This window comes from uncultured Thiothrix sp. (genome assembly GCF_937873765.1).
GTDB lineage: Bacteria > Pseudomonadota > Gammaproteobacteria > Thiotrichales > Thiotrichaceae > Thiolinea.
In genome coordinates, this window is the sequence record NZ_CALMZC010000020.1 from 69,472 (window position 1) to 86,383 (window position 16,912).

A 16,912-nucleotide genomic window follows, 5' to 3' on the forward strand; every position below is an offset into this window, starting at 1 on the left:
CATGAGCACATCATCTTTTACGAGTCCGCAGTATTTCATTAATCGCGAACTCAGCCTTCTGGCATTTAATCACCGCGTCTTAGAATTAGCTCAAGATCAAAGCTTGCCACTCTTAGAGCGCCTGCGTTTTTTATGCATTTCTAGCTCAAACTTGGATGAGTTTTTTGAAGTGCGCGTCGGTAGCCTACGCCAGCAACAAGCTTTGGGTTTAACCCAAGTCGGTACTGATGGCTTGGAGCCGCATGAGGTCTTGGATGAAATTGCAGTGCGTGCGCATGCTCTCGTTGCTCAGCAATACGAGGTTTTGAATCAAGTGCTGATTCCAGCCTTGATGCAGTCAGGTATTTGTTTTATTCGGCGTAATAAATGGAATGAAGCACAGCGCGAATGGTTATCCGATTATTTCGATCATGAATTAATGCCACTGCTTAATCCTTTAGGCTTAGACCCATCACATCCCTTCCCTAAAGTTATTAATAAAAGCCTAAATTTCATTGTTGAGTTGGATGGCGTTGATGCCTTTGGGCGCGAGATTAATGCAGCGATTGTGCAAGCCCCGCGTGTGTTACCACGGATTATTCGCTTGCCAGAAGAGATAGCTCCAACTCCTGATAGCTTTGTATTTTTGTCTTCGATTTTGCATGCGTTCATTGGACGCTTATTCCCCGGCATGACGGTAGGTGGTTGTCACCAATTCCGCATTACCCGCAATAGTAATATGTATGTGGATGAGGAAGAAATTGATGATTTATTGAAAGCCATGAAAGGAGAGCTTGCACAACGTAATACAGGTACTGCTTTACGCTTAGAGGTTTCTGATCACTGCCCACAGGAAAATGTGGATTATCTACAGCGACACTTTCACTTGAGGTTGCAAGAGGTCTATCGTGTGAGCGGTCCCGTGAATCTGAATCGACTGCAGACTGTCTTAGATTTTGTAGACCGTCCTGAGTTGCGCTTTCGTCCTTTTCAGCCCGGGGTATTGCCTGCTTTAATGACCGGTAAGCGGGATATGTTCCGCCAGATTCGAGCGGGAGATGTTCTATTGCATCAGCCTTTCCAATCGTTTCAGCCAGTGCTGGATTTTGTGGCACAAGCGGCACGTGATCCCGATGTATTAGCCATTAAAATGACCTTGTATCGTACTGGCAAAGATTCAGTATTAGTCAAGAGCTTAGCGCGCGCTGCACGAGCCGGTAAGGAGGTTACGGTGGTCGTGGAATTACGTGCACGTTTTGATGAGGAAGCGAATATCGCCCTAACCAGTCGCCTACAAGAGGCCAATGCGCATGTGGTTTATGGCGTCGTCGGTTATAAAACCCATGCCAAACTCTGCTTAGTGGTACGTCGAGAGCAAGGTAAGTTAATGCGTTATGCGCATTTAGGCACTGGTAATTACCATGCAGGTACGGCTAAGGCTTATACCGATTTCAGCTTGTTCACTTGTCGCCCGGAAATGACTGAGGATATGCATCGTATTTTCCATATGCTCACTGGGCTTGGACATATTCGACACTTAAACTGTTTATTGGAATCTCCCTTTCATTTACATCAAAGCATGTTGCGTAAAATTGAGCGCGAAATTACCCATGCCAAGGCTGGTAAGTCAACGCATATCATGGCGCGGATGAATGCTTTAATTGAGCCACAAGTGATTAGCGCTTTGTATGAAGCATCGGGCGCAGGTGTACAAGTCGATTTAATTGTACGCGGCGTATGCTGTTTACGCCCGGGGATTCCGGGTGTTTCTGAAAATATTCGGGTGCGTTCAGTGATGGGGCGCTTCTTGGAGCATCCACGAGTGTATTACTTTAAAAATGCGGGTGAAGAGGAAATGTATTGTTCCAGTGCTGACTGGATGCCACGCAATTTTTTCCGTCGTGTTGAAGTGGCCTTTCCAATTTTAGACGAAGGCTTACGTAAGCGGGTATTCAATGAAGCCTTTGGCTTGTATTTGCAAGATAATACCCAAGCTTGGGTTTTAGATGCAGAAGGGCAATATGCGCGTTTAGAGCCAAACTTGCACGAATTACCCTTGGCGGCTCAGGAGGTTTTAATGGCTTCTTTGGGGGCAGATGCTGCTTATGGCGGACGCTTGTTAACAGAACAAGCCAGTACGATGCATTAATTGGCGTGGAATTGAGTGAGTACGCCTGAATTTAGACTTTGGAATTTGGCTCTAGCCAGACCCCCTCTAGCTAGAGCCTATCCATATGACTTAATGGCAGCGTTGGTATTGTAATTGGAAGACCATGCCGTTATTTAAGTCTAATGAATCCACGCTAATTGAGCTGTTATTCGTTTTAGTCATAATCCGCGTTTGGATGCGCAAGTTCACATCTTGACCGCAATGTGCAAAGCTATTGCTGGAAGTCGTTAGGCTATCACGCTCGGTGTATTCACGCCCGCTCGCTGCATTGAAGGGTGTAACTAAGCTTGGACCTACTTCGCCCGCGAAGAAATAAGAGCGGCGCAAATCAGCTCGGCCTTCAACGAAACCGCGATAGTCAGCGGTGACTAAGGAGACTTGGAAGCCATTAGGCACGTGTACCGGTACGGCGATATTACAAGTCTTGTTACCCGGATCAGCTGAGTAGGCATCAAATAAAATAGTCAGGGTTTGTCCATCAGGAGTAATCGCAAAATCAGTCGTGTCGGCTGGGCAACCAGAGCCAGCAATGGCCGGTGCTTGGAAATAAACGACGTCTTGGTTGGCAGTCGCGACATTCGTTTGGCTCAGGATCACAGTCAGTAAAAGACTCGTTACAAGGGTTAACTTCTTCATCGGGTAGTCCTTCTTATTGCATTTTATAGCTGATCAATTTAAAAGTTTTGTTTGTTAAGTTGCCTAGCAACTGCGGTGATCGTCTGCATCACTCTGTTGCTGATCTTGCCAAGTACTGCATACAGCGGGCATCCCTAAGATTAAGTAAAGCTGCTTGTAAATTTACTCCCTTAAATAGGGGAGTGGTGTGAGTGCGCTTTTTTGGATAGTGGTAGGTAGAGCTTGAGAAGATAGAATAAAAAAGCGCTCCTACCAACGGTTAGGAGCGCCAAGGATGGAACTATGTGAGCAATTCAGTTAGGTGCAGATTAGAGTAAGCGCTTAATTACATTTTCTGTATTGCAGTTGGAAAATCATGCCATTGTTCAAGTCTAAAGAGTCAACACTGATAGAACTGCTATTGGTTTTAGTACGAATCCGGCTATTGATACGTAAGTTTACATCTTGACCACATTTAGCAAAGGATTCGCTCATAGTTACTAAATTGTCACGTTGAGTATACTCTTTACCACCAGAGGAGCTAAGTGGGGTTACCAAAGAGGGGCCAGTAGCACCAGCAAAGAAGTAAGAGCGGCGTAATTCAGCACTACCTTCAACAAAACCACGATAGTCAGCAGTCATCAAGGATACTTGGAAGCCATTGGGGACATGCACTGGCACAGCGATATTACAGGTCACATTGCCTGGATCAGCACTAAAGGCGTCAAATAGGATAGTTAAGGTTTGTCCGTCAGGAGTAATCGCGAAATCAGTAGTACCTGCAGGGCAACCAGAACCTGCAATCGCAGGAGCTTGGAAGTAAACAGAATTATTGCTGGGTGCTGCTGAAACAGATTGGCTTAAAGCAGCAGTCACTAATGCAGAGGCTAATACGGTTAAAGTTTTCATTGCAAAACCCTCTTATCAAATATCAAAACTGATTAACTTAAATTTTTTTGGTCTGCAGTATCTGGCTGGTTTCGCCTGCTGTTCTGCATCACCATGAAAGTTATTCTGCCGATTTCAACTGAGGTTGTGCATCCCTTAGATAAGTATCGGTCTAGTTGGTAGCATCCCCTAAATAGGGGGCATGAGCGCTATCGCTTTGGCTAGCTTGCTCAAAAAGTTTTGCCTTTCTGTTGATGAAGGACTAGTTTTTGTTGAGCTGGAGTATTTCCTCATAGTAACTCCAAGTTAATTGTGCATCTTCCTCCGTCATTTTTTGTAAGGCTTGACCTAGGCTGACCATCACATAATCACCGACTTGCACTGGCTCAGCTAACATGACTAAACCTACTGTTCGTTCTTCTGCTTGAGCTACACAACGTGCGCTTAAGCCATGCACATCGATAGTAATAATTTGCATCGGAATCGCTAAACACATACCTAAAGACCCTGTTCTTGTATCTATTTATGAATATTAGAATTTAGTAATTTTCTTTTATTGATTTAGGGCAACTACCTCTTAAAAACTCAAGCGTATGATGAAGTTAACAGAATAAATGAGGGAGCTTTATGTTAGTGCTCGGTATTGGCAATAACTTACTGCAAGATGAAGGTATTGGTATTCATCTCCTTCAGTATTTGGAAGCACAGTATCCAAATCTGCCAAATGTTAGCTATCTGGACGGTGGCACGCTCAGTTTTACCCTAGCGAGCGAAATCGAATCTCACACGCATTTGCTGGTATTGGATGCTGTGGAATTAAATGCACCGCCCGGTACAGTGTGCTGTTTCCGCAATCAGGCAATGGATGAGTTCTTAGGCACAGCTAAACGCAGTGCGCATGAAGTCGGTTTATTAGACCTATTATCAATCGCTCGCCTTGCGGATGCCTTACCGCGTGAACGCGCTTTAATTGGCATTCAATACGCCACCTTTGCTTGGGGTTTAGAACTCACGCCTACTGTAGCTGCCAGTATTCCCCGTGCTGCCGAACAAGCTGTGCAATTGTTACAAGAATGGCAAACAGAGATGCAGTTCGCGCCTGCATCATTTTCTTAGGGAGGATTTTTTATGGTCGTGACTGGCAATCTCAAACCTGTTTTACACGAAATTCGTCACGCCTTGCAAACTTTAATTGAACAAGGTCAACCCACAATGCTGGATTTAAATGGCATTCCCTTTAGCCCTAGCGAATTAGCAGAACTCGAAACGTTTTTAGGGCAAGGAGAAATTGCGCTTGAACTGGATGTTTTGGGAAAAACGCGTATTCAAGAGTGCAGTTACGCGGGGGTCTGGCGCATTCAGCATTTCAATGAACAAGATAAGCGCATCGGTTACTTTATTGAAGTGGATCACGTTCCGGAAATCTTACGCTCGCAATCTGACGATATGCGGGAAGGGTTAAAAACCCTGTCGGGCATTTTGGCAATGGAAACTGAGGTGACAGATGACTCAATTTAATATGCCCACAGTGGGCGAACAGTTACGCGAAAATGGCATTTCACGCCGCGCTTTTCTAAAGTTTTGTGGCTTATTAGCTTCCAGTATGGCTTTAGCGCCCAGTATGATTCCGAAATTAGCGGAAGCACTGGAGAAAGCCACCCGTCCTTCGGTGATTTGGCTGTCATTTCAGGAATGTACGGGTTGTGCAGAATCCATTACACGGGCGCATAGCCCCAGTTTAGAAGGCTTAATTTTTGATACGATTTCCTTAGATTATCAACACACTTTACAAGCCGCAGCGGGGGAGGCTGCTGAGCAAGCGCGTGATGAAGCGATGCAAGCCAATTATGGTAAGTATGTGCTGATTGTGGATGGCTCGATTCCCCTTGGCAATGCAGGCTATTCGACCATTGCAGGTGTGAGCAATCTGGATATGCTGAAACAGGTTGCGAAAGGCGCGGCAGCCATTATTGCCTTAGGAACCTGTGCGGCGTATGGCGGTTTACCACAAGCGAATCCTAATCCGACAGGGGCAGTAGCGGTTGCCGATATTATTAAAGATAAGCCAATTATTAATGTGCCGGGTTGCCCGCCGATTCCGGTGGTGATTACCGGTGTGATTGCCCATTTCTTAGCGTTTGGCTTGCCCGCCTTAGATCATTTAGGTCGCCCTAAAGCCTTTTATGGGCAAAATATTCACGACCGTTGTTATCGCCGTCCGTTTTATGAGCGTGGTTTATTCGCCGAAACCTTTGATGATGAAGGTGCAAAACAAGGCTGGTGTTTATATAAGTTAGGTTGTAAAGGCCCGATTACCTATAACGCCTGTGCCACGACCAAGTGGAATGATGGCACGAGCTTTCCGATTGAATCTGGGCATGGTTGCATTGGTTGTTCTGAACCGGGCTTTTGGGATTTTGGCGGCTTATATAACCCTGTGTCTTTACCCAGCAGTTTATCCAGTCAGCACGTAGTGTTTGCCACGGGTATTGGTGTCGCAGCGGGTGTGGCGATTGCTGCTTTAAATAAACAAGCCAAGCAACAAGCTAAACAAACGCGTGAACCCGTGAATGTGGATCAGTTAAATCGGGAGGTGCAGCTATGAGTGATGTGCTGTTTTTACAGTGGGTCAAAGGCCCGTTGTTTAGTATTGCGGTCATGATTTTCGTGATAGGCGTAGTGCTGCGCTTGGCCGAAATTCTGTCATTGGGTCGGGCGAAAAATTTAGCTGTCCCGAAAGGCAATCCCAGCCTAGGCGGTTGGCGGGAAATTGGGCGGCGCTTTAAAGTTGATCAAGGGACATTCCAACAAAATAAGATTACCGTCATCGCGGGTTATGTGTTTCATGTGGGCTTGTTTATCGTCATGTTTTTACTCGCCGCGCATATTGCCTTAATCAAACATAGTTTAGGGGTTAGTTGGCCGAATTTGCCCACGCCAGTAGTCGATATGGCAGCGGTGTTAAGTATGCTGGCATTGGTAGTATTGCTGATTGATCGCTTATCGCAGCCAGTTAAACGCTTTTTGTCACGGCGCAATGATTACCTCGTATGGGTAGCCACGTTCTTGCCCTTACTTACCGGTTATATGACCTATCACCATTTATGGTTATCGCCGCAATGGTTATTGGGTTTGCATATTTTGAGTGTCGAAGCCTTATTAGTGCTGTTTCCGTTTAGCAAATTAATGCATACCTTTACACTGTTTTTATCCCGTTGGTATAACGGCGCATCAATGGGTTTACGTGGAGTAAAATCATGAGCGAATTAAGTTTAGAACGGGGTATTAATACCCTGAAAGCGCAGATTGACGCACCGATAGCCAGCTTCTTTAGCTCCTGTGTATCCTGCGGTATGTGTGCCAGCGCTTGCTCGTTTTATACCGAAAACCCCGAACCGCGTTACACACCGATTTATAAACTCGAACCCATGCGTCGTGTGTGGGAGCAAAACTTTACCCTGTTAGGCAAGCTTAAAGTGAAATTAGGCATTGCTAAACCCGTCACCGATGAGATGCTCAGCCAGTGGCAAGAGCTGGTTTATAACACCTGTTCATTATGTGGGCGCTGTTCTTTGATTTGTCCCGTCGGTAATGACATTACCTATATGATTCGTAAATTACGCGAGGGCATGGTGGCGTCAGGGCATGTACCCGAAGGCTTGGTGGGCGCATCCACCCGTGCGGTGAAAATCGGTAGTCCAATGGGGATTAAACTGCCTGCCTTACAAGCACAAGTTAAACACATTGAGAAAGCCACAAACATGCAAGTGCCCTTTGACCTAGAAGGCGCGGAATACTTGCTGATGCTGTCTTCAATGGAAATCATGAATTACCCTGAATATTTAGAAGCAGTGGGCAAGATTCTAACCAATGCGGGTAAAACGTGGACGCTAAGTTCCGAGTGTTTTGAAGCCACTAATTCGGGTATTCAAATCGGCTCGAGTGATATTGCCAAAGAATTGGTGAGTCGCGTGGTGAATGCTGCTGAGAAGCTCAAAGTCAAAACCGTGATTAGCCCCGAATGCGGGCATGCGTATACCGCTTTACGCTGGGAAGGCCCGAATCTAATCGGTCGCCCGTATAGCTTTGCGGCTAAGCATATTGTGGAAGTGTTAGACGAATTACGCGAACAAGGCTTATTACCTACCGAAGGCATGGAAGATGCCAAACTTACCTTCCACGATCCTTGCCAATTAGTCCGGCGCGGCGGTGTGGTACAGCAACCGCGTAATCTCTTAAAACTGGTGGCTAGCAATTTTGTGGAAATGACCGATCATGGCACTTTGAACTGGTGTTGCGGAGCGGGCGGTGGCGTATCCGCCAATGAAGACGCAAACGAAGTCAAAATGAAAGCTTTCCAACGCAAGAAAAAGCAATTAGATGAATTAAAGGTGGATACTTTAGTGACAGCCTGTGCCAATTGCCGCATTCAATTGGAAGAAGGCTTGGAAGAAAACCAAATGGATTTACCCGTGGTGGGTTTAACCGAATTAATTGCCGAACATTTGGTGGAGCGTAATACAATCAATGAGGAGAGCCGCCATGACTGAACGTGTTGTTGTTGACCCTATCACGCGCATTGAAGGCCACTTGCGGATTGAAGCGCAAATGAATGGCTCGACCATTGAGCAAGCTTATTCAGCGGGCACGATGGTGCGTGGTATTGAGATTATTCTGCGCGGACGCGATCCACGGGATGCTTGGGCGTATGCTCAGCGGATTTGTGGCGTTTGTACCTTGGTACACGGGATGGCGTCGATTCGCTCGGTGGAGGACGCGCTAAAATATAGCATTCCGCATAATGCCCAATTAATTCGCAACCTCATGATTGCTGCGCAATATGTGCACGATCATGTTATGCACTTTTACCATTTACACGCTTTGGATTGGGTGGATGTCGTCTCTGCTTTAAAAGCAGACCCGAAAGCTACCTCGGAATTGGCGCAAACCGTATCACCGCATTGGCCAAATGCCAGTACGGGCTATTTTGCCGACCAACAAGCCAAGCTGAAAAAGTTTGTGGATGCGGGGCAATTGGGCATTTTTGCCAAAGCGTATTGGGGGCATCCAGCGTATAAACTGCCACCCGAAGCCAATCTCATGGCAGTTTCGCATTATTTGGAAGCGCTGCAATGGCAACGCGATGTGGTAAAACTGCATACGATTTTTGGGGGCAAAAACCCGCATCCAAACTTTGTAGTGGGGGGCGTACCGTGCGCGATTGATCTGAATTCCGATTCGGCGATTAATGCCAAACGCTTGGCACAAGTGCAAGATATTATTCAGAAAATGCGTACCTTTGTCGATCAAGTGTATGTGCCAGATACGCTCGCCATTGCGGGTTTTTATAAAGATTGGTTTAAGCAAGGTGAAGGCTTAGGCAACTTTATGACTTATGGCGATTTTCCTGAAAAATCGCTTTACGAACCAGAAAGCTGTTTAATTCCACGCGGCGTCATTCTAAATCGGGATTTATCGCGCATTTATCCGGTGGATTTAAATGCCGATGACCAGATTCAAGAATTCGTAGCGCATTCTTGGTATAGCTATAGTGGTGGGCAAACACAAGGCTTGCATCCGTATCAAGGCGAAACCGAATTGAATTACACGGGTCCGCAACCGCCTTATACACAATTGGAAGTCGATAAAGCTTATTCATGGCTAAAATCACCGCGTTGGCAAGGCAAAGCGGTTGAGGTTGGCCCTTTAGCGCGCATGTTAATGTTGTACGCAGGTAATTATCCGCAAGCTAAAGAATTGGTGGATAGCAGCCTGAAAACCTTAGACTTACCCATTGATGCGTTATATTCCACGATGGGACGCACGGCCGCCCGCACCTTAGAAACTAAAATTATTGCGGATAAAATGCAAGGTTGGTTTGATAGCCTGATTGCCAATATCAAAGCGGGCGATACCAAAACTTTTAACGAAACCTTGTGGGAACCTGCTTCATGGCCAAGTCAGGCGCAAGGTGTGGGTTTTATGGAAGCCCCACGCGGTGCATTAGCGCATTGGATTGTGATTGAACACGGTAAAATTGCTAACTATCAAGCAGTAGTACCCAGTACGTGGAATGCAGGCCCGCGGGATGTCAATAATCAAGCAGGTGCGTATGAAGCCTCATTGCAAGGGCATGTGTTACACGACCCTAAACAGCCGGTTGAAATCTTACGTACCATTCACAGCTTTGACCCTTGTATTGCCTGTGCTGTGCATGTGACCGATCCCGAAGGTGAAGAATTGGTGAAAGTACAGGTAAGGTAGATTTTAACTATTCCAAGAATGCTTGCTGCATTAAAAAAAGCGCTCTTAACGTTAAGTAAGAGCGCCAAAGATGGAGATGCGCGAAAAATCAATCAGGAGTGTCTAGAGTAAAACCTATGAATTACATTTTTTGTATTTCAGATGGAAAATCATGCCGTTATTGAGATCTAAAGAGTCAACGCTAATCGAGCTGCTATTAGTGCGAGTACGAATCCGGCTGTTAATCCGCAGGTTTACATCTTGACCGCAGCGGGCAAAGGATTCACTCATAGTTAGCAAGTTGTCACGTTGCAAGTATTCCTTACCGCCAGGGGAGGTCAATGGAGTCACTAAAGAAGGTCCAGTGGAGCCAGCGAAGAAATAAGAGCGGCGTAATTCAGCTTTACCTTGTACGAAGCCGCGATAGTCAGCGGTCATCAGTGAAACTTGGAAGCCATTCGGAACATGCACTGGGATAGCCAGATTGCAAGTTACATTGCCTGGATCAGCACTAAAAGAATCAAACAATACGGTTAAAGTTTGTCCATCTGGCGTGATCGCAAAATCGGTAGTGCCTGCAGGACAACCAGAGCCTGCGATAGCAGGAGCTTGAAAGTAAACAGAGTTATTGCTAGGCGCTGCCGAAGTAGTGCCCGCTGCTAAAGCTAAAGTAGCCGCTGCTATTAGGGTACTTAAAGTTTTCATGATTTTGTCCTCACTACATATCGAAGAATTCGGGATATTTACTGGTGTGTTTTGGGTGGCGTCTGCTTCTATTTGCTTGCCATCTGTTAGCCATAATGCGCTTCACCGAAAACTTTGTGCATCCCCTAGATAAGTATTGAGCTTCTACCTTTTATCCCTTAAACGAGGGAGCTTATTGATGTCAACTTTTTCCGCTGAGATTGAAAGGACTAATCCCCTATTTGAGGGGTACGCAAAGAATGAGTGATCACGTATAAAACATGCTAAATAGAGTTTAAAGACAAGTAATTAGTAAACGATTTGAGGACACACCTTATGACAATTTCACACATCCAGCGGGTGTTTTTGGTCGAAGATGACCAAGGTACTCTGAATCGTTTAGCAGATATTATCCGTACCCAATCCAGTTTAAATTTAGTAGGCATGGCTAGTACTTACACGGATGCTTCTAAATGGTTGGAAAACAATAGCTTAGATGTGTTGCTAACTGATTTGGGTCTGCCAGATGGCAATGGTAAGCAACTAATCGAACAAACTCGTGAGCAACACCCGAAAGCAGAAGTCATGGTGATCTCTCGCTTTGGTGATGAAAATAGTGTGGTGGAAGCGATTAAAGCAGGTGCCAGTGGCTATTTATTGAAAGATGAGCCAGCTACGCATATTGCAGAAGCTATTCAACAATTATTGCAAGGTGGATCACCGATTAGTCCAGCGATTGCGCGCTATATCTTGGATTATTTCCAGCAGGGCGATAGTGGGTCTGCTAGTAGCAGTGAAAATGATGCACTACTGACTCCTAAAGAAAAAATGGTGCTGCAATACATTTCACGCGGCTATTCCAATAAAGAAATTGCTCGTTCTTTAGATATTTCGCCGCATACAGTGGCCTCACATATTAAGCGTATTTACCAAAAATTAGAGGTGAATTCACGTAATGAAGCCGTGTTTGAAGGTTGGCGGATGGGGCAACTGAGTATGTTGCAAAACCAAGCTTCTCAACCTGCGCATAAAGATGCCAAGCAAGTCGCTGAAGCGTTAAAAATGGGTGGCAAAAGCGGTGCAGAAATTCTTGATGTTTTAAAGATGGTTTTTGGCCTAGAGCTTGGACAATGCATTCAATGTTTACAACAACTGCATTATTCAGCCGGTGAAATTTTTGTGGCGGTACGTAAGAGCTTCAATGCAGATGATAAATCGATCATCCAAGCCATGCTGACTCAAGGGTTTAGCCATGAAGAGGCTTTAAAAGCGATGTTAGATCAGTTATAGCGAATGCTCAGATTCATTCGTAAAGGACTGTGCTTTTGAAAAATATTATTGATTTACGGGTAGCCGCTCGCTTGGGTGCGTGGCCGGTTCTGTTGTTAGTAGGCATTTGCTTAGTGCTAGGTTGGCAACTTACCACGGTGCGTTACCAACCACCTGCAGACGGTACTCTAAGCCGGAATAATGCCACGCTTGTGGTGGCTGACCCTGCTGCTTGCCCCTCAAGCATCGACGACAATCTAGCTACTGCGGATATCGCTCTGCCTTTAGCAGACGTTTTAGGTAGTTGTGTGCAACATTCCTTGGAAAAAATTTCTCAAGGTAAAACTGTGAATCTGCCGCATGAGTGGCGTGATGAGTTTGCAGTGATACCGGAGCTAAAAATAGGGCAAGTAGTCTATCGAGTGAAAGTAGCTTTATCCACTGCACCTTCAGGCTTGTGGGGCTTGGTATTACCCGCAACAGGTGGCGATCCGGCTGTATTTGTGAATGGCAAATTGATTGGCTGGGGTGGCAGCTTTCAAGCACCCGTAGCACGGAATACAAACAGACCCTTGATGTTTGCCATTCCACAAGGTTTATTAAATCAAGGCGATAACTACTTTGATATTTATGTGGTGAGTCAACCTGCTAATGCTGGATTTTTGGATCGCTTGGTGATTGGGCGGGCAGAAGTGTTGGAAGCAAGTTATCAGCAGTACCACTTCTTCCGTTCTACCTTGCCACAAACGATTGCATTGGTTGTGTTTGTGTTGAGCTGTGCGATTGGTTTGCTGTGGCTGTATCGCCGCCAAGATATTGAATACGGTTTTTGTGCTTTAGGTGGTTTATTTTGGTCGCTATATACACTCGATCAATTCGTAGTGCATATCGTTGGCAGCTATCGCTTTTGGGATTGGCTGAGTTTAGTGAGTTTAGGTGGTTTAAGTTTAGTCGCCGTGTTTTTTGTGCATCGCTTCTTACACCAACGACATTCCCGCACTGAGCGCACTGTGGTATGGGTTTTTGCTGTCGTAGCGGTTGTCTTGGCCGTCGTGCCTGAAGCTTGGTTTTATAACTTATTGCGCTTGGTAGCTTATCCGCTGATGTGTATGAGCTTGTTATATGTCCTGCTATTTTCAGCGCTTGAAGCTTGGAAAATCCGTAGTGCAGATTTATATGTACTGGTCGCAGCAGGTAGTGTGGTAGCACTGTTAGCTATCTATGACTGGATGGTGATTTTGAATCTGGGGTCGCTGGCTTATGGGCGATTTTTACACTTCGGTGCACCGTTTGTCTTGCTCGCCTTTGGGTGGATTTTGTTACAGCGCTTTGTACGTTCTTTACAGGCCATGGAAAGTTTCAATGCGCAATTGATTGAGCTGAACCAAGAATTAGAAGAGCGCGTTGAAGAGAAGACCCGCAAGATTGCGCAAAGCTATGAAACAATCCGGATTCTGGGGCAGGAGCAAGTGTTATTGCATGAGCGCTCACGGATTATGCGCGATATGCATGATGGAATTGGTGTGTATCTGACTAGCATGTTACGGCAGTTAGAAAGCGGTACGGTGGATCGGGAGCAATTGAGCAATGCTGCTCACAATGCTTTAAACGATTTGCGTCTAATGATCGACTCATTAGGTAGTGCGAGTACCGATTTACCAGCGATGCTTGGCATGTTCCGGACTCGGATTGGCGTCGCTTTAGATGCTTGTGGGGTCGAGTTGGAATGGGATGTAGATGAGTTGCCGCCCTTAACTGATTTTGGGCCAGAGCGTGCACTAAATTTATTAAGAATATTGCAGGAAGCGTTCACGAATGCCTTAAAACATTCAGGTGCTACTTGTATCCGCTTATCTGCTAAGTCGGAAACAAAACCAGAGGGCATAGGTCTAATTAATATCGAGGTCTGTGACAACGGCAAGGGCTTCAACTTAGGTGGAAGTGGCGGTAATGGATTGAAAAATATGCAGTACCGTGCACAAAAAATTAAAGCGGAATTCGCAATCAAGCCAAGTGCTGTCGGTACTTGTCTTGAGATCGGGTTACCCATTAACGGTGTATGAGTGGTTGTAGGTAAGTAAGCCAAAAGATTGAAAAAATAAAGGCTTCTATAAGTTGGTCGTCTATTTTGAGGATTTCGATATGTTTATTCAACGATTTACTAATCAATTAATCTTGTTTGCGGGTCTTGCGTTTGCACCTGTGGTCTTTGCGGCGGATTTGGTGCCGACTAAAGTGGAGTATCAGCATGCCGAAGAAGCGGGTGGTAAAGGCAGTGATGTGATTAAACTCACTGCACCTAAAGCCTGTGCTGTATTTGATGACGCTCGTATTGTGTATACCAAACGGCGCTATGGTCAGGCTAATATCGTCAGTAAGCCGGCTTCTGGTTGTAATCCTGCGGGTGGGCAATGCAAGCTAGAGGTGAAATGGGAGCATGAGCCTGCAGGACGCTTGAATTATCAAGTGGAAATTAATTGGAAGCTGCAATCAAGTTGCTAAGGAGCTAAATTTAAAGCTGCCGCGTAATGCTTGTGTTTCCCTAACTGCATCAAGTAGTATGCTTTGCAGATTTAATCACTGGAGGGACTCCATGTTTCGCGGCAGTATGGTAGCACTGGTCACCCCTATGACCCACACAGGGGGCATTGACGAGCAAGCATTAGAAGCATTAGTAGCATTTCATATCGAAAATGGCACCGATGCTATTGTGGCGGTAGGGACGACTGGCGAATCTGCAACCCTTTCGCACAAAGAACATGGTTATGTCGTGAAGCGAGTTGTACAACTGGTTAATAAACGTATTCCAGTCATTGCAGGTACTGGTTCCAATAGCACGGATGAAGCGATTGAGCTGACTGAAGCGGCTATGCGGGATGGTGCTGATGCCTGCTTGTTAGTGACTCCTTATTACAATAAACCTCCGCAAGAAGGTTTATATCAGCACTATAAAAAGATCGCTGAAGCCGTGGCCATTCCCCAAATTCTTTATAATGTGCCTGGGCGCACCGGCTGTGATTTATTGCCTGAAACTATAGAACGCTTAGCCTCTATCTCTAATATTGTTGGAGTTAAAGAAGCAACCGGCAATATCGAGCGCGCACGTGATATTATGCAGCGCTGTGGCGAGCGTATGGACGTCTATAGTGGTGATGATGCTACGGCGATGGAGCTAATTCTGGCCGGTGGCAAGGGCAATATTTCGGTCACAGCAAATGTCGCACCAGCAGTAATGCATGCAATGTGTAAAGCGGCTCTAGCGGGTGATCGTGAAACCGCCGCGCGCATTGATGCTACTGTAGCTGATTTACATCGTGTTTTATTCTTAGAACCAAATCCAATTCCGGTAAAATGGGCTGTCCACAAACTAGGCTTCGGTAGCGAAAGCTTGCGTTTACCTTTAGTACCTTTATCTGCAGCATTGCGTCCGACTATTTTAGCGGCGATGCAGAAAGCAGGACTTCAGTGCGCATAGGAGCAGCGAGGGTTTATGATCAGCAGTAAAAGAGCACGTAGCACTTCAGTGACTGTGTTTGCTTTCAGTTCAGCAGTTCTTGTGTCAGGCTGTTCTTGGTTAAAAATTGATTCAGTTACAGATACAGTTAATTATCGCGGTAATAGTGGTTCGATCGCGAACTTGGAAATTCCACCGGGACTAACTGCGCCGGCTTTTGATTCTACCTATACGATTCAACGGCCTGTATCAGCTTCGGATGTACCTCCACCTACCCAAACAGCCATTGCTGTAGGGCAAAGTGGGGGGGGCATACCAACCGGTATGGGCGGCTTGAACTCAACGTTAAGTAGTTTGAAAGACGGCAATCCGGTGTTAGCAGTCGAGGGACGCTATGACCAAGTCTGGGCTAAAACGGGGCAGTCTTTAGGGCGAATGGGTTTAACAATTGCAAGTCAACAATATGAGCAAGGCATCTATACGGTGATTGATGCTAATACTGTTGATGAAGATAAAAATGTTGTTAGCCGCTTTATGTCTTATTTAAATTCCAAGATAGGTGACGGCAAAGCGACCGAAGGGGTTAGGTATCGTTTTATTATTGGTGATCGTGGTGAACAAAGTTTAATTGTGGTGAGTGATGAGGCAGGTAAGCCAGTCAACGTTGAAGAGGCTAGTGCTTTATTGGCTCGCCTGAAAACTGAACTTTCTCAATAAATGCTGAGATTTGCCTCTTTAGGTAGTGGCAGCAAAGGTAATGGAACTTTAATAGAATGCGGGTCAACTCGCATTCTTGTCGACTGCGGTTTCACGCTCGCAGAAACTGAACGTCGTTTACAGCGCTTAGGCTGTTCAGCCGATTCGCTTAGCGCTATTTTAGTCACACACGAACATGGCGATCATGCTTTAGGTGTGGGGCGTTTATCCAGACGCTATCAAATTCCAGTCTGTTTAACGGTTGGCACTTGTAAAGCAATCAACGATAAGTCGTTTGCGCAAACTCAGTTTATTAATCTTAAACAGTCTTTTGCTATTGGTGATTTAGAGATCACTCCTTTCTCTGTTCCGCATGATGCACGTGAGCCTTGCCAGTTTATACTTTCAGATGGTGCGATACGCTTAGGCATATTGACTGATACGGGTAGCTATACTGACGCTATGCTTGAGCAACTCAATGGCTTGCAAGGTTTAATGATTGAATGCAATTACGAAACCGAAATGTTGCGTCGTGGCTCTTATCCCTCTGCTTTGAAAGAACGGCTCGAGAGCCGCTATGGGCATTTATCCAATCAGCAAGTAGTGGAGCTACTCAAACAACTTAAGCTCGATAAGCTGCAATCCTTGGTAGCTTGCCATCTCAGTCAGATCAATAATCTACCAGAATATGCTTATGCAGCCCTTTGCAAAGGAGTAGGTGGTGAAAGGGATGGCATAAAAATAGCCAATCAACTGGAAGGTTTAGACTGGCAAACGTTAAATTATTAGAAAGCCTCAAAAATTTTTTCGAGCTTAACTAATTGAGTTCTAAGGCTTAAATTTTGACTGTCAAAAAAGCTTTAAAAAAACTTTATCAAGGTAGTTGACGGTAGATGTGTGGTCTGTATAATGCG

At 45.6% G+C, this 16,912-nt stretch carries 17 protein-coding genes; 13 read left to right on the forward strand and 4 right to left on the reverse strand.

The window, feature by feature from the left end; translation table 11 throughout:
* Position 1 precedes the first annotated feature (1 nt).
* On the forward strand, positions 2-2,128 hold the full coding sequence (gene ppk1, locus Q0307_RS06605; protein ID WP_298658363.1) for a polyphosphate kinase 1: 2,127 nt from the start codon (positions 2-4) through the stop codon (positions 2,126-2,128).
* 90 nt (positions 2,129-2,218) lie between these two features.
* On the opposite strand, the gene Q0307_RS06610 is transcribed toward ppk1, so the two are convergent.
* The 3 genes from Q0307_RS06610 to Q0307_RS06620 all read right to left on the reverse strand — a co-directional run bounded on the left by Q0307_RS06610 (position 2,219) and on the right by Q0307_RS06620 (position 4,148).
* On the reverse strand, positions 2,219-2,785 hold the full coding sequence (locus tag Q0307_RS06610; RefSeq protein WP_298658366.1) for a DUF4360 domain-containing protein: 567 nt from the start codon (positions 2,783-2,785) through the stop codon (positions 2,219-2,221).
* Between the two features lie 321 nt (positions 2,786-3,106).
* Positions 3,107-3,673 (reverse strand): DUF4360 domain-containing protein, encoded by a 567-nt coding sequence (locus Q0307_RS06615; RefSeq protein WP_298658370.1) that lies wholly within the window; start codon positions 3,671-3,673, stop codon positions 3,107-3,109.
* A 241-nt stretch (positions 3,674-3,914) separates the two neighbouring features.
* A complete protein-coding gene (locus Q0307_RS06620) occupies positions 3,915-4,148 on the reverse strand; it encodes a HypC/HybG/HupF family hydrogenase formation chaperone (protein WP_298658373.1) in 234 nt (77 codons plus the stop codon).
* A gap of 131 nt (positions 4,149-4,279) precedes the next feature.
* On the opposite strand from Q0307_RS06620, the gene Q0307_RS06625 reads away from it, so the two are divergent.
* The 6 genes from Q0307_RS06625 to Q0307_RS06650 are packed head-to-tail and all read left to right on the forward strand — an operon-like array spanning position 4,280 to position 9,916.
* Positions 4,280-4,768 (forward strand): HyaD/HybD family hydrogenase maturation endopeptidase, encoded by a 489-nt coding sequence (locus tag Q0307_RS06625; RefSeq protein ID WP_298658376.1) that lies wholly within the window; start codon positions 4,280-4,282, stop codon positions 4,766-4,768.
* Between the two features lie 12 nt (positions 4,769-4,780).
* The gene (locus Q0307_RS06630) at positions 4,781-5,170 is read left to right on the forward strand and encodes a hydrogenase expression/formation C-terminal domain-containing protein (protein ID WP_298658379.1); all 390 of its coding nucleotides are present in this window, start codon (positions 4,781-4,783) and stop codon (positions 5,168-5,170) included.
* Positions 5,157-6,257 (forward strand): hydrogenase small subunit, encoded by a 1,101-nt coding sequence (locus Q0307_RS06635; protein WP_298658382.1) that lies wholly within the window; start codon positions 5,157-5,159, stop codon positions 6,255-6,257. The genes Q0307_RS06630 and Q0307_RS06635 overlap by 14 nt, the downstream gene beginning before the upstream one ends.
* Positions 6,254-6,913: a hypothetical protein gene (locus Q0307_RS06640; protein WP_298658384.1), complete on the forward strand. Its 660-nt coding sequence runs from the start codon at positions 6,254-6,256 to the stop codon at positions 6,911-6,913. The genes Q0307_RS06635 and Q0307_RS06640 overlap by 4 nt, the downstream gene beginning before the upstream one ends.
* The gene (locus Q0307_RS06645; protein WP_298658387.1) at positions 6,910-8,202 is read left to right on the forward strand and encodes a (Fe-S)-binding protein; all 1,293 of its coding nucleotides are present in this window, start codon (positions 6,910-6,912) and stop codon (positions 8,200-8,202) included. The genes Q0307_RS06640 and Q0307_RS06645 overlap by 4 nt, the downstream gene beginning before the upstream one ends.
* On the forward strand, positions 8,195-9,916 hold the full coding sequence (locus Q0307_RS06650; RefSeq protein WP_298658390.1) for a nickel-dependent hydrogenase large subunit: 1,722 nt from the start codon (positions 8,195-8,197) through the stop codon (positions 9,914-9,916). Before Q0307_RS06645 ends, Q0307_RS06650 begins: the two co-directional genes overlap by 8 nt.
* Before the next feature lie 114 nt (positions 9,917-10,030).
* On the opposite strand, the gene Q0307_RS06655 is transcribed toward Q0307_RS06650, so the two are convergent.
* Complete coding sequence (locus Q0307_RS06655) at positions 10,031-10,600, reverse strand: DUF4360 domain-containing protein (RefSeq protein WP_298658393.1); 570 nt, start codon at positions 10,598-10,600, stop codon at positions 10,031-10,033.
* Between the two features lie 315 nt (positions 10,601-10,915).
* Between Q0307_RS06655 and Q0307_RS06660 the strand changes: the two genes are divergently transcribed.
* From Q0307_RS06660 to Q0307_RS06685, 6 genes are all read left to right on the forward strand, one after another.
* Positions 10,916-11,869: a response regulator gene (locus tag Q0307_RS06660; protein WP_298658396.1), complete on the forward strand. Its 954-nt coding sequence runs from the start codon at positions 10,916-10,918 to the stop codon at positions 11,867-11,869.
* 35 nt (positions 11,870-11,904) lie between these two features.
* Complete coding sequence (locus Q0307_RS06665) at positions 11,905-13,911, forward strand: histidine kinase (RefSeq protein ID WP_298658399.1); 2,007 nt, start codon at positions 11,905-11,907, stop codon at positions 13,909-13,911.
* Positions 13,912-13,990: 79 nt separating this feature from the next.
* Positions 13,991-14,350, forward strand: a complete 360-nt coding sequence (locus tag Q0307_RS06670; RefSeq protein ID WP_298658402.1) for a hypothetical protein — start codon at positions 13,991-13,993, stop codon at positions 14,348-14,350.
* A 91-nt stretch (positions 14,351-14,441) separates the two neighbouring features.
* Positions 14,442-15,323, forward strand: a complete 882-nt coding sequence (gene dapA, locus Q0307_RS06675) for a 4-hydroxy-tetrahydrodipicolinate synthase (RefSeq protein WP_298658404.1) — start codon at positions 14,442-14,444, stop codon at positions 15,321-15,323.
* Between the two features lie 15 nt (positions 15,324-15,338).
* On the forward strand, positions 15,339-16,019 hold the full coding sequence (gene bamC / locus Q0307_RS06680) for an outer membrane protein assembly factor BamC (protein WP_298658405.1): 681 nt from the start codon (positions 15,339-15,341) through the stop codon (positions 16,017-16,019).
* Positions 16,020-16,787 (forward strand): MBL fold metallo-hydrolase, encoded by a 768-nt coding sequence (locus tag Q0307_RS06685; RefSeq protein ID WP_298658406.1) that lies wholly within the window; start codon positions 16,020-16,022, stop codon positions 16,785-16,787.
* The last annotated feature ends 125 nt before the right edge of the window (positions 16,788-16,912 follow it).